The organism is Streptococcus sp. 27098_8_91 (assembly GCF_041432385.1).
Taxonomy (GTDB): Bacteria; Bacillota; Bacilli; order Lactobacillales; family Streptococcaceae; genus Streptococcus.
In genome coordinates, this window is the sequence record NZ_JAPVZN010000001.1 from 1 (window position 1) to 13,819 (window position 13,819).

General features: G+C 37.9%; 14 protein-coding genes. 2 read left to right on the top strand and 12 right to left on the bottom strand.

What is annotated here, in order from left to right:
- From O3611_RS00005 to O3611_RS00050, 10 genes are all read right to left on the bottom strand, one after another.
- Positions 1 to 3,188, bottom strand: a 3,188-nt coding sequence (locus O3611_RS00005) for a YSIRK-type signal peptide-containing protein (RefSeq protein WP_371607416.1), incomplete at its 3' end; no start/stop codon positions are given.
- Between the two features lie 465 nt (positions 3,189 to 3,653).
- On the bottom strand, positions 3,654 to 4,049 hold the full coding sequence (locus O3611_RS00010; RefSeq protein ID WP_248034626.1) for a YtxH domain-containing protein: 396 nt from the start codon (positions 4,047 to 4,049) through the stop codon (positions 3,654 to 3,656).
- Positions 4,050 to 4,064: 15 nt separating this feature from the next.
- Positions 4,065 to 4,448 carry a DUF948 domain-containing protein gene (locus O3611_RS00015; RefSeq protein ID WP_153224907.1) on the bottom strand — a complete coding sequence of 128 codons (384 nt, stop codon included), beginning with the start codon at positions 4,446 to 4,448 and terminating at the stop codon, positions 4,065 to 4,067.
- Between the two features lies 1 nt (position 4,449).
- A complete protein-coding gene (lgt, locus tag O3611_RS00020) occupies positions 4,450 to 5,238 on the bottom strand; it encodes a prolipoprotein diacylglyceryl transferase (protein WP_075231806.1) in 789 nt (262 codons plus the stop codon).
- Positions 5,231 to 6,166 carry an HPr(Ser) kinase/phosphatase gene (hprK, locus tag O3611_RS00025; protein WP_311522746.1) on the bottom strand — a complete coding sequence of 312 codons (936 nt, stop codon included), beginning with the start codon at positions 6,164 to 6,166 and terminating at the stop codon, positions 5,231 to 5,233. Before hprK ends, lgt begins: the two co-directional genes overlap by 8 nt.
- A gap of 129 nt (positions 6,167 to 6,295) precedes the next feature.
- Entirely contained in the window at positions 6,296 to 6,472 is a 177-nt protein-coding gene (rpsU, locus tag O3611_RS00030; RefSeq protein WP_000048054.1) for a 30S ribosomal protein S21, read from the bottom strand.
- Between the two features lie 494 nt (positions 6,473 to 6,966).
- Complete coding sequence (locus tag O3611_RS00035; RefSeq protein ID WP_049508421.1) at positions 6,967 to 7,674, bottom strand: glucosamine-6-phosphate deaminase; 708 nt, start codon at positions 7,672 to 7,674, stop codon at positions 6,967 to 6,969.
- A 522-nt stretch (positions 7,675 to 8,196) separates the two neighbouring features.
- The gene (locus O3611_RS00040; RefSeq protein ID WP_075231803.1) at positions 8,197 to 8,832 is read right to left on the bottom strand and encodes an SGNH/GDSL hydrolase family protein; all 636 of its coding nucleotides are present in this window, start codon (positions 8,830 to 8,832) and stop codon (positions 8,197 to 8,199) included.
- Position 8,833: 1 nt separating this feature from the next.
- Positions 8,834 to 9,661, bottom strand: a complete 828-nt coding sequence (locus O3611_RS00045; RefSeq protein ID WP_371607417.1) for an HAD family hydrolase — start codon at positions 9,659 to 9,661, stop codon at positions 8,834 to 8,836.
- A 21-nt stretch (positions 9,662 to 9,682) separates the two neighbouring features.
- Positions 9,683 to 11,002 (bottom strand): CapA family protein, encoded by a 1,320-nt coding sequence (locus O3611_RS00050; protein ID WP_371607418.1) that lies wholly within the window; start codon positions 11,000 to 11,002, stop codon positions 9,683 to 9,685.
- Positions 11,003 to 11,167: 165 nt separating this feature from the next.
- Here O3611_RS00050 and def point away from each other — a divergent pair, with 165 nt between their 5' ends.
- Complete coding sequence (def, locus tag O3611_RS00055; RefSeq protein WP_001272935.1) at positions 11,168 to 11,779, top strand: peptide deformylase; 612 nt, start codon at positions 11,168 to 11,170, stop codon at positions 11,777 to 11,779.
- Between the two features lie 44 nt (positions 11,780 to 11,823).
- Positions 11,824 to 12,552 carry a 23S rRNA (guanosine(2251)-2'-O)-methyltransferase RlmB gene (gene rlmB / locus O3611_RS00060; protein WP_371607419.1) on the top strand — a complete coding sequence of 243 codons (729 nt, stop codon included), beginning with the start codon at positions 11,824 to 11,826 and terminating at the stop codon, positions 12,550 to 12,552.
- Positions 12,553 to 12,584: 32 nt separating this feature from the next.
- On the opposite strand, the gene trxB is transcribed toward rlmB, so the two are convergent.
- A complete protein-coding gene (trxB, locus tag O3611_RS00065) occupies positions 12,585 to 13,496 on the bottom strand; it encodes a thioredoxin-disulfide reductase (RefSeq protein ID WP_371607420.1) in 912 nt (303 codons plus the stop codon).
- 65 nt (positions 13,497 to 13,561) lie between these two features.
- Complete coding sequence (locus O3611_RS00070) at positions 13,562 to 13,786, bottom strand: DUF4059 family protein (protein ID WP_000960970.1); 225 nt, start codon at positions 13,784 to 13,786, stop codon at positions 13,562 to 13,564.
- Positions 13,787 to 13,819: the final 33 nt, after the last annotated feature.

A 13,819-nucleotide genomic window follows, 5' to 3' on the forward strand; every position in this document is an offset into this window, starting at 1 on the left:
GTTGGTGCTTTCGTTTTCCCATAAGTTCGAACGGTTGTTGGAGTTACCTTACCTGTTTTTGAATCAACTTCATAGGTAGTGGTATCAATCACATCGCGACCTTGGTTATCCTTATTACGTTCAACCTTAGTTTTCGCACCAACTTTAATGACTGTCTTACCTGCTGGGGTGACGACTGGGTTGCCAACGTGTTCTGTGATATGACCATCGTTTGAATCTACATCGTAAGTGGTTGTAGTAACTGTTTTACCTTTAGCTCCTTCAATACGTTCATTAGGTGTGTCAACTTCTCGTTCACCATCTCTAACATATTCAACTTCAGGTTCAATTGGGGTTTCTACTACTTTGTCCTTGGCTGCGACTTTGACAATAGTATTCGTTGGTTCTTTCGTACGAACTGGTTTTCCTTCACTTACTATAATCTTTCCAGTATTAGTGTCCACAGTGTAAGTTGTTGTGATAGTGTCTTCACCACCTTCACCTTTAACAGTAGTTGGGGCTGTGCCTTTTTCTTTCGTACCATCTTTTTCATAAACTACTGGGGATGGTACTACTTTCTTCTCGACTGTTGGTTCTTTCGTTTTCCCATAAGTTCGAACGGTTGTTGGAGTTACCTTACCTGTTTTTGGATCAACTTCATAGGTAGTGGTATCAATCACATCGCGACCTTCAGAATCTTTAGATTGTTCAACCTTAGTTTTCGCACCAACTTTAACGATTGTCTTACCTGCTGGGGTGACGACTGGGGTACCAACGTGTTCTGTGATATGACCGTCCTTTGAATCTACATCATAAGTGGTTGTAACAACTGTTTTACCTTTTTTACCCTCAGTACGCTGAGATGTTGTACCGAAGTCTTTTTCACCATCTTTAACGTATTCTACTTCAGGTTCAATCGGTGTTTCTACTACTTTGTCCTTAGCTCCCACTTTTACAACTCTAGCTATTGGTATAGTTACGACTTCTGGTTTGCCTTTTGATGGAGTTAGGGTTCCATTTACTGGGTTTACGCTATATGTTGTGGTGACTTTAGTTTGTCCTGCTTTCCCTGGAAATTGAACGGTAACAGTACCTTTTGGACTGTTCTCATCTTTTAAATAAACTGGTTTGGGTTCAACTGAATTATACTCAACTATATCCCTCGCGCCACCTCTATTGACTACTTCTTCCTTCTCAGTCGAAGTAAGACTGCCAGTTTTTGAGTTTACTGTGTAGCTTGTTGTCCTCTTAACAACGTCGGCTCCTCTTTTAATGTATTCTACTTCATCCTTGGCTGCGACTTTGACAACTGTTTCTATTGCCGGTTGCTTAACTACTGGTTGTCCTACATGTTCAATAAGATCTCCAGTTTTAGGATTTACACTATAAGTTGTTGTTACCGTCTGTTTCCCAGTTTTTCCAGGTACTTCAACATTAGCTTGTCCTTTTTCGCGTGTATCATCTTTTACGTATTTCTTAGATGATGGGATTTCTGTTGTTTCTACTTTGTCCTTCGCACCATTTCCCTTGAACACTTGATCAAGTGTATTTTTAGTAATCTGTCCTGTATCAGGATCCTTGATACTAACAGTTGTTGACTTAATGATGTCGTCTCCACGTTTGCTATATACAGCAGTTTCTCCAACTTTTTCTACAGACCTATCGGTTGTAATTTTTTTATCTTGATAACCTATTCCATCTAAAGAAATTCGTTTCCCAGAAATAAACTCTGGTCGTCTATTAATCATATCGGCTTCAAAATAAGAACGTGAACTATGACCTCTGCTTGTTCGTCCAACATTTATAACAACATCACTATCATTGCTGACACTTTTCCCTATAGTAGAATCATTATCAACAATATAATGAGTCAGTTTACCTGACTTAGCTATTTTTTTACTATCTAAACCTTTTTGCCAAAATTCAGATGACGAGAACAAACCTGTCCTCACTTTTGGAGCATTAAATGTTGTTCCTTTTTTTAAAATATTGTTATAGAAATTTCTATAATCTAATTGTTCCTTAGGAGACATAACTCTGCTATCAGAATATGCCAACTGATAGGCTTCAACCATTGCCCGTTGTACTAAATATCCTCCCAGAGAATGTCCTGTTAGATAAAGGTTGGTGATACTCTTATCCTTAGCTAATTCACGCATAATTTCTTCTGCTTCTATCGCCTGTTTAGGATTACTCCCTGTTCCAAGTGTGATATCAGCACCTATATCTTTAGAATCACTAGTCCCACGAAATGCTAGTACTTGGGCAGTTCCATTTGGTAAATATAAGAAATCGCTCTTGGTCTCAAATAAGACAGCATCAAGTCCACTGGATGTATGATAACTTTTCTTTCTTTCCCAATAAGGTCCCAATTCCCTATTCATCATCATATATTCATAGCGTGGTTTACTTTCCCCATTCTTTTTGTATAACTCTGCTTCTGTTAAAGGTGTCTTATGATCCAGTACTCTGTCAATATACTTATCGTCACGGTAAGCCAATTCCATGAACATAATCATATCACGTTCACTTACATTCCATTTTAATTTTTCATCTGGCTTTTCGTTACTATCAATAATACCATCACCATCAGTATCATCTAAAAGTGGATGACTGTTATAGCCTACATACTTTTTTCCATTTTTTTCATATATATAAACTTCTTCTTTATCCTTCAAGTAATCATCATCTGTATAACCTTCTGGATTTAACTTGGGACCATTAACTAACAAACTATCCAGTTGATCACCTTCTGAACCGATTATTCCTGCTTTTATTTGATTCGCATACTCATCAGTTAATTCATACTTTTTAAGCTCAGAAGGATTTGATGCTACTCTAACCTCTGGAGCGCTTGATCTGTCTTCACCTGCCACCAAAGTAGTTGCCGTCGAATTGACAGTTTCCTTATCACCAGAAGTATCCAGAATTGTCGTACTCGTAGCTACTGTTGAGAGCTCTTTAGAATCTATCTCAGAAGAAGCATTGTTTCGATGTTCTGAAATATTTTGAACTTCTTCTTTAATCTCCACAGTCGGCAGTGAATTATCAGTTTCAGAATTAACTTCTATCCCTGTTTTATTATTTTCCGTAGAAGCCAAAACTCCTTGAGTTGGAGCAAATAAGGAAACCCCTATTAGTACCGACGCCACTCCAAAAGAAAACTTTCGAATCGAAAAACGCTGGCGTTTATTAAAGATATCTTTCATGTTATCCAATCCTTTTTAACAATTTTTCATATAAAACATAGAAAACATTAACATTTTCTGTTAACAAAATCACAATTTTTTCTTTTCCTAAAATTTAGGAAGTTTACTCTACTTTAATACATCACATTTTAAATCCTTTCAATTTTTAAATAACTATTTGTTATAATAGCTAAACCCAGTCACCCAGTTCATCAGGCATGTTATTTAGGTTACGGACAGAACCGCTAATTTTAGACTTCCAAACAACTCTGTAAAAAGTACAAGGTTATCTTTTTCTATTTTATCATCTAGTTCCATTTTCCCATCCGTATAAAGATCAATAACCTGCTGTTAAAATTTCACTAAATTAAGAAAGAAATCTAAATACTGAACTTTCTATACTGCCATTATATCACAAAGAATTCCTTAAAAGAAAAAAATCACCATTCTTGATTTTCTAGAAAACCAAAAAATGGTGATTCTATGTTAATTTTCTTGAAGCTCAATGACAATTTCTTGACCATTTCCATTTTCTTCCACAACTACTTTTTCTTCCAGTTGTGATTTGAAATGATTCAAGGTTTCTTTTGAAACTTCAGTCGCTTGTTGAGCATGATATTTTGCTTTATCAAGAACAGTGTCCAGAGTAATTTCCCCAGATTCAATCTGCTCTTTTGTTTTAAGAACAAATTCTTTGGTTTGTTCTTTGACATCCGTTAATTTTTCACAAACCTGCTCTTTCGCATATTCAGGATCTTCTTTTAGATCTTCTAAAAATTCTTGTGCTTGGCTTCTAACTTGTTTTCCTTTGTCACTAGTTAGAAACAAGGCAGCTGCAACGCCTGAAACAGTTCCTAAAAGGATAGATGATAGTTTTCCCATTAGTCAACTCCTTTTTTATTTTTTAAAAAATTTACTTGCAACACGAATGGCAGACAAGCCTGCGCCAGTCTTCAAGGTTTTTGAACCAGCAGATGATGCCTTTTTACTCAAAACACGCGCTTGATCATTAAGGTCTGATACAGAAACAGACAAATCAGCCACTGCTGTAAAGAGGGGGTCAATCGTTGCCACTTTAACGTTGATATCATCAACCAGAACATTGACCTTTGTAAGCAATTCATTTGTTTGATGAAGAGTTACATCTACATCTGATGTTAAAGTTTTAACAGTTTTTTCAGTTTCATCAATTACACGACCAACTTTTTGAAGGGTAATAATCAGATAAACTAAAAATACAACCAAGGCAATTGCCACAATAATATAAGCCACTTCTAACATTTTAATTCTCCTTTTTTACATTATAAAATGGTGCTTTTTTCCGATTTTGATAAAAGATGATATAAATACCAAGGCCAATCAATAGGGCAGACAACCACTGGGATACTCGGAGCCCAAAGAACATGAGACTATCCGTACGCATGCCCTCGATAATCATACGTCCAAATCCGTACCAAATTAGATAAAAGGCAGTGATATGACCACGACGGATACTCTTTAATCGGCGTCTAAAAATGACAATCAAGGCAAAACCGATCAGATTCCAGATAGATTCGTATAAGAAGGTTGGTTGGCGGTATGAGCCATCAATATACATCTGATTCTTAATAAAACCAGGTAAATAGTCTAGATTGTCAACGACTGCTCCATAAGCTTCTTGGTTAAAAAAGTTTCCCCAACGCCCTAGACTCTGAGCAATCATGACGCTCGGAGCTGCAATATCTAAGAAATCCCAAGTATTGATTAATTTGCGATCAGCAAAGATATAGAGAACAATCGCTCCAGTAATTAAACCGCCATAAATCGCAAGACCACCATTCCAAATAGCAAAAATCTCTCCCAGATGTTGGCTATAGTAATCAAATCTAAAAATAACATAGTAGAGTCTAGCACCAATGATGGATAAAGGAAAGGCAATTAAGATAAAGTCCAAAATATCATCAGATAAAATCTTCTTTTTAGGCGCTTCTTTACTGGCAAGGTATACCGCTAAAACAAGACCTGAAACAATGCAGAGTGCATACCATCTAACAGCTAAAGGGCCAATTTGAAAAGCAATTGGATCAATCATCTTTCACCTCGTTCTTTGCAATCAGATTTGTCAATCTTTCTTCAAACAATCGAGTAGCATCAAAGCCCATTTCCTTAGCACGATAATTCATCGCTGCTGCTTCGATAACGACAGAAATATTACGTCCTGTTTTTACAGGAATGCGGATACGTGGAATAGCTACTCCAGAAATCTCCAATTCCTCAGCATTATTGCCTAGACGATCAAAAGTCTTTTGCGTGTCATAATTTTCTAGATAGACAGCTAACTGAACTTGTGAAGAATCTTTAACTGCACTGGCACCATAAAGACTCATCACATCTATAATACCAACACCACGAATCTCAAGTAAATGCTTCAAGATTTCAGCTGGTTCACCCCAGAGAGTCATTTCATCCTTAGCAAAGATATCTACACGGTCATCAGCCACCAAACGGTGTCCTCGTTTCACGAGTTCTAGACCTGTCTCACTCTTACCAATACCACTGTCGCCCTGGATTAACACACCCATACCATAGATGTCCATCAAGACACCATGTACACTTTCACGCTCAGCCAAACGAGAATCTAGGTAACTTGACAATTCTCCAGACAGACGACTTGTTGCTGTACGACTCGTTAAAATAGCAATTTTACATTCTCGAGCGGCCTTTAGCATTTCCTCTGGAACTACTAAACCACGCGCAACAATAACTGCAGGTGTTTCTGGTTGAAACATCTTTTTCAAAACCTGGTAGCGGTTATGAGAAGACATACTAATCAGATAAGACCACTCTTTCATTCCCAATAACTGAATCCGCTCTGGAGTATAGTAGTCAAAATACCCCGTCATTTCAAGCCCTGGTCGCGTAATATCCGCAGTATTAATTTTCTTTTCAAGTAATTCTGGCTCACCATAGACAATGTCTAGTCTGAGCTTATCAATCACTTCTTTGACTAAAACCGACATAATTTTCTCCTTCAATCAAGTTCTTCCCTCTATTATATCAAATTGTAGTAGGAAGTTTCAGAATTTTGCAGGATTTATAGGATTTATTTAAAACAAAAAAGACTAGACAAGTCTAGCCTTTCTTATTAATTAGAATTTTTTACGTTTACGAGCTGCTTCTGATTTACGTTTACGTTTTACAGAAGGTTTTTCATAGAATTCACGTTTGCGTGTTTCTTGAAGAGTACCAGCTTTAGTAACTGCACGTTTGAAACGACGAAGAGCATCGTCAAGAGATTCATTCTTACGTACTACTGTTTTAGACATTTTTTTCACTCCCTTCAAGTTCAAGATCTACTCTATTTTACACGGAATGAAGAAAATTGTCAAGAAAAAAATGAAATTCTCCCAAATCATTCCATTTAAAATTTACAAGATTTTACCATTATGTCTAGCCTAGTTCTTCACTTCTAAAGTTTGTTCTAAACGAACACTTAATTTTTTAATTTCTAACCCCATGTGGTCTAGGTACTCCCAATAATCTGACGGTAGATCAAAAATGGTATATAAGTCCTTGCTGCCAACGTGATCAACAAGATGTTTCAGTATTTGCTCTCGAATAAAATATAAATCCTTTACTTGACCTAAACTGATAGCTTCTATCTTTGCTAAATACTGACATAAAGCAGAAAGTGATGAACAGTCAAATTTGTCTTCTTCATATAAAAATTTTGATTTTCAACCCTTATCATATTTGAAATATATCCAGACCAAAAAACCACCCAATCCATAGGATCGAATGGTCTTTAATGATTAAAATCTTATTTTTTTAACAAACTGAGTGCTGCTGCATCTGCGATAATGGTCACATCCGGATGGTTTTGTAGGCTACTTGCCGGTAGACTTTCTGTCACAGGGCCTTCAACGGTTCCAGCGATAGCTTCTGCTTTTGATTCACCATAAGCAAATAGAAGGATAGACTTAGCATCCAAAATGTTCTTAATCCCCATTGAAATAGCTTGGGTTGGAACATCTTCAATCTTCTCAAAGAAGCGCGCGTTAGCTTCGATTGTAGACTGATCTAGCTCTACAAGGTGAGTTTGGCTATCAAATGGTGTGCCTGGTTCATTAAAGCCAATATGACCATTGCGGCCAATCCCTAAGATTTGTAGGTCAACGGGATGGTCAGCAAGAATTTGGTTGTAGCGTTCTACTTCTGCTTCTGCATTATCCTTGACACCACGTGGCAAGAAACTTTCTTTAAATGGCTTCTTGTTGAATAGATTTTCTTGCATAAAGTAACGGTATGATTGAGGATTGTCCCCATCAAGACCTACGTACTCATCCAAGTTCACACTTGTAAGATTTGAAAAATCAAGATCGCTCTCAACGATTCGTTGGTAAAATTCCAGAGGGCTACTTCCTGTTGCAAGTCCCAATGTTTGTGCACCGTTTTCCAATTTTTCTTTTAAGATATCAAAAGCAACTTTTCCACCTTCAATTGGATTTTCCACTTGAATAACTTTCATAATTTTGTCCTCCATATTCTTTATTTTATTATATGGTATAGACCAATTTTTGTCAAGTGAAAACGATTTATTTTTGTTGAAAATATGACAGTAGCCTCAAAACAGCTACTGTCTTGTCTCATTTGATTCTTAAAACCTTGATAGACTTGACAAATAGTAGGAAAGAGCCAAAAAAGCTCGATAATATTTGTAATAGGCAAATTCCTATAGATATTATGGAGCTTTTTATTGTATCGAATTGTCAAATGAAGAGCAGATAGTAGATTGCATACAGAATAGTGCACTGTGACTTCTAAAACATTGCGAGAAATTGATTTGACTTCCTTAATCAATTTATCCAGATTTTATTTCACTTCACTATACTTTCAAGGTCTATTATTTAGTATATCCTCCGACAAGTGAATGGTATCATCAACTAACATGAGATTGCTAGCATTGAAAGAATTTTTTTAATAATATTAGCAACATATTTATTTTACAAAAAATATTAATCATAAAAAATCTTGTTCATCTATACTGAATCTATAAAATATATTTTTTTAAAGTATTTGATAAAGCTTGATAACCAGCGACACTGAGATGAAGACCATCCGTTGTATAGTCTGCCTTGAGTTGCCCCTCTTGATCGAGTAAGTTCTCAAAAACAGGCACAAATTCAACCTGCATATAGGCAGAGGCAAGGTCTTGATAGGCTTGGTTCCAGGCATTGATTTTCTCATTGGTACGAATATAAACTGTCTGTTTAAAATTCTCCCCCTCATTGACCGGCAAGATTGAAACTAGCTTTATCTGTGACAGTGGATAGTCGCGTGAAATAGTTTGAATCACACTCTCAAGATTGTTTAGCGCTTCATTTATTGGAACATCTTTTCCGATGTCATTTGTCCCAATCAAAAGCACAATTTGATCCACTGCATCGCCATAGAGATGGGCATCAAGATTTTCTTGTAAAAGTCCAGTCTGGTAGCCTCGAATCCCTCGGTTCACAATGGTTTTTGACGTTCCCAATAATTCTTGCAAGGGATAATACTCTATAATGGAATCCCCGATAAAAATGATATCTGGTTCCATTACAGAAATCTGATTGAGTTCACGATACTTGGTTTGGATTTTCTCTTGCTCTTTTAAGAGCCAGTTCTCTAATAGTTGTACTGCCAAGTTATTCTCCTTCTTCTAGCCAGTTTTCTAAAGCTTGGTAAACACCTGCCTGACTGTTGGCTGGCGCCACTTTTGTCGCAACTTTCTTGACAGACTCCTCAGCATTTTCCATCGCGTAAGAAATTCCTGCCAACTCTAACATTTCGATGTCATTTTCACTGTCTCCAAAAGCCATGATTTGTTCAGGTTTCAAATCCCAACGTTTGAGCAACTCCTCTAAGCCCCATGCCTTATGAATCCCATCTTGTAAAATATCAATACAGCCGTAGCCACTAGAAACAGCTCGAACCTGACCATCAAATAATTCATTGATTTCTTGTAAAACAGAATTTGATCGTTCTTCTCCAACAACCATACTCATCTTGAGGACACCTCCAAAGAGACTGGAGTCAAATTCATCAACAAAGTGCATTCGTTGATAGAATTTCTCTATCATCTCCGGAGTCATAAATTTATCAAGTTCTGTAAAAACAGTGCCTTCCTTGACAAATCCACCATTCATACCTGTTACAACAAACTGATCCTGGCATTCTCTGCCTTTAAAATATCGCAAAGCTCTATCAACCATAGCATCATCCCAAGTTTGTGCTTGTAGTAATTCATCATTTTCAAATATCCGAGCACCATTAGCAACCACTAAAACGACTCTATCTGCTAAGTGCTTCAGTAATTGCCGCATACGATGAATTTCATTCCCAGTTGCAATAACAAAGCGAATGCCACGTTGATCCAGCTTATCCAAGATTTTTTCGAGGCGTGTTAGATCCAATTGTCCTTTAGGGTCCAACAAAGTACCGTCCATATCCGTCGCTATTATCTTAATATCCATCTTGCTCCTCTTTTAATGTCACTACCACTTCAAACCTACATGCTCGTTCATTTCTTTATAGGCTGTATCAATCCGTTCCTTGGTATCTTCATCTAACTGGCCACGGTATTTCCCGCCCTCTATAAAATCTTCTAAAATGTAGGTCTGGTACAAATAGAGCGGATAGCCTTCAGGAGAATAGGTTCCTTTTGGTGTTCTATTAACCCAGCTAGGATGAGCTTGAGCCGTCTCAATTATAGTCTTACCTGCTTTTTTCTTAATAGTCACATCCATGAGAACACCACGTTCTGTCCATTTTGCATTTTCCTCATCCTGCATAGTCTCAATTCGCTGATTTGAGATGAAATTCCCCATAGAATAGATAATGAGTTTCTTGTCACCATCTTTCTCAACCGTTTCAGCAGGCTCAACTACGTGAGGATGGCCACCAAAGATAATATCAGCTCCCCAATCAATCATCTTGTGATAGAGTTGCTTTTGCTCTTCAGTTGGTTCCAATTGGTACTCAATTCCCATCTGAGGCATGATAATTGTAATATCCGCTTCCTTCTCTGCTCGTTCAATTTCAGCCTTCATCTTGTCCTCATTTAGGTCAGAAAGATGATTATCATAGTCTTCTTTAGAAATGTATTCTTCAATACCGTTAAAACCATAAGAATAGGCTAAAAGGGCAATTTTAATTCCATTGACTTCCTTGATAACTATCGGTGCTTTCTCTCGTGGTTCATGGGTATAAACACCAATTGGTGTCATTCCAGTTTTTTCGATAGCATCTGCAGTTGAAAAAACTCCCTCAATCTGAGAATCCAAGATATGGTTATGAGCCAAGTCTAAGACCTGATAACCAGCATCCTTTATAGCATCCATGACTTCACCAGGTGCATTAAACAAGGGGTAACCTGCGAGATAATGGTCTTTATTTACAGTTCCTTCAAAGTCACCGATGACTAGGTCTGCTTGCTTGAGCCATGGTTTTACATAGTCAAAATTTTCATGAAAATCATAACTTCCGTCATCTTTTAAAGCTGTACGATAAATAGGAATATGATAGAGCAAATCCCCATTTGCCATAATGCGCGCACTTGTTTCTTGCTCCGTATCTGCATTCTTTTCCTGAGAATTTAACTTTTTCTGCACAGCACTTGAATCACTACTGCTTAATGAAATCCCTCGAGCTCCTTCCACTAATAAAGTAAAAATCATCGAGACAGCTACCGAAGCTAACAAGACCACAATAAAAGTGCGATTATCCCACTGCTTATAGTTCCTGAAAAATCGAACAGAATGTCTAATAGCATGTAGAACAGGACCTTTTTTTCTTTTTCTACTACGTTGTTCCAAATTTTTTCTCCCTACTTTTTGATGCAAGTCACCTTACCTTATTATACCACAGACAAATTGGTATTTCCTTTTATTATATTATTTTTTAGCAACTTCTGTGACTTTCTTTCTCATCTGTTTTGTGTTATCATGTAATTGTAATGAAAGGAAAGGAAAGGAAAGAATATGTCTGCTATAGAACGAATTACCAAAGCTGCTCATTTAATTGATATGAAAGATATTATCCGCGAAGGGAACCCTACTCTTCGTGCCGTTGCCGAGGAGGTCTCTTTCCCCTTGAGCGATCAAGATATCATTCTCGGAGAAAAAATGATGCAATTTTTGAAACACTCTCAAGATCCTGTTATGGCTGAAAAATTAGGTCTACGTGGAGGTGTTGGGCTTGCTGCACCACAACTCGATATCTCAAAACGCATCATTGCTGTTTTAGTTCCTAATATCACCGAGGAAGGTGAAACACCTCAAGAAGCCTATGACTTACAGGCTGTCATGTACAATCCGAAAATCGTATCCCACTCAGTCCAAGATGCTGCTCTAGGCGAGGGAGAAGGTTGCTTGTCTGTCGACCGTGCCGTTCCAGGCTATGTTATCCGCCATGCTCGAGTAACTGTCGACTATTTTGATAAGGATGGAGAAAAGCACCGCATCAAACTTAAGGGCTATAACTCTATTGTAGTTCAACACGAAATTGACCACTTAAATGGCATTATGTTCTACGATCGTATCAATGAAAAAGACCCATTTGAAGTTAAAGATGGTTTGCTCATTCTTGAATAAAGAAAATCCCGTTGCAAGACGGGATTTTGTGTTATAATGAAGGTATGAAAACAAACGATATTGTCTATGGCGTTCATGCCGTCACAGAAGCTCTTTTAGCAAATACTGGAAACAAACTCTACCTTCAGGAAGATTTACGAGGAAAGAATGTGGACAAAGTTAAGGAATTGGCTACTGAAAAGAAAGTATCCATTTCTTGGACTTCTAAAAAATCACTTTCTGAGATGACTGAAGGAGCTGTTCACCAAGGTTTTGTCTTGCGCGTTTCTGAATTTGCCTATACTGAACTTGAGCAAATTCTTGCTAAGACACGCCAGGAAGAAAACCCACTACTACTAATCCTTGATGGTTTAACGGACCCACATAATCTCGGTTCTATCTTGAGAACAGCGGATGCAACCAATGTTTCAGGTGTCATCATTCCCAAACATCGAGCTGTCGGTGTTACTCCCGTCGTAGCAAAAACAGCAACAGGTGCAATTGAGCACGTTCCTATAGCTCGCGTGACCAATCTCAGCCAAACCTTGGACAAACTCAAGGATGAAGGCTTCTGGACATTCGGTACTGATATGAATGGAACTCCTTGCAACAAATGGAATACCAAAGGAAAGATTGCTCTCATCATCGGAAATGAAGGCAAAGGTATTTCAAGCAACATCAAGAAACAAGTAGACGAGATGATCACCATTCCTATGAATGGTCACGTACAGAGCCTCAATGCCAGTGTTGCTGCTGCTATTCTCATGTACGAAGTCTTTCGAAATCGATTATAAAAAAGTTTCCAATCGTTTGATTGGAAACTTTTTTAATTATGTTCAATGATATATTTATAGGCTTCTTGGCCTGCAATCGCGCCATCACCAACCGCTGTTGTAACCTGACGAAGATCTTTCTGACGAACATCCCCAACTGCAAAGACACCAGCAACATTTGTCTTCATGTGGTCATCTGTCACAATCCAACCTGACTCATCTTGGATTTGTAAATCTTTTGTAAAATCGCTAACTGGATCTAAACCAACATAGATAAAGACTCCACCAAAGGCATGTTCACTCACTTGATTTGTTTTAACATTTTCAATGACAACTGACTCCACACGGTTTTCACCCTTGATTTCTTTGACAACCGAATCCCAAATGAAGTTGATTTTTTCATTGGCAAAAGCTCTATCTTGCAAGACTTTTTGAGCACGAAGTTCATCACGACGGTGAATGATGGTTACAGACTTAGCAAATCGTGTTAAGAAGATTGCTTCTTCAACTGCTGAGTCACCTCCACCCACAACCAACAAATCTTGGTCACGGAAAAAGGCTCCATCACAAACCGCACAGTAAGAAACACCACGGCTATTGAGTTCTTCTTCACCTGGAACTCCCAAGAGACGGTGTTTGGAACCAGTCGCTACGGTAACTGTGCGAGTTTCATAAACTTGGTCGTCTGTTACGACTTTTTTAAATTCCCCATGATCCTCAACATTTTCAACGAAGCCATAGAGATGTTCAACACCTAGATTTTCAAGAGGTTCAAACATCTTTTCTGCTAATTCTGGGCCACTGATATTAGCATAGCCTGGGTAGTTTTCTATATCAGAAGTGTTATTCATCTGACCGCCTGGAAGACCACCTTCAATCAAAGCAACTTTGAGATTGCTGCGAGCTGCATATAAGGCTGCAGTCATGCCTGCAGGCCCTGCACCGATAATAATCGTATCGTACATTCTCTTTCCTTCTTTCTTGTTGTAACTATTTTTATTCTAACGGATTAAATCCCATTTTACAACTATTAAGCCTTGAGAACCAACAAGATGCTCATGGTTGCAAATGATAATACTGGAATTGTTAAAACTCCAATCATAATCATATCGTAGAGATGGGCTTGACGTGCTTTAGCAGTTTTGTCAACCCCCGACAGAGCTCTAAGTCCAATCCAGAGTCCCAAAATAATCAAGACCAGTAGAATTGTCAACACTAAACTCTCTAAATACAAAGCAAATAGCTGAACTAGCATGCTCTCTCTCGTTTCTATTAATTTTAAAGAGCA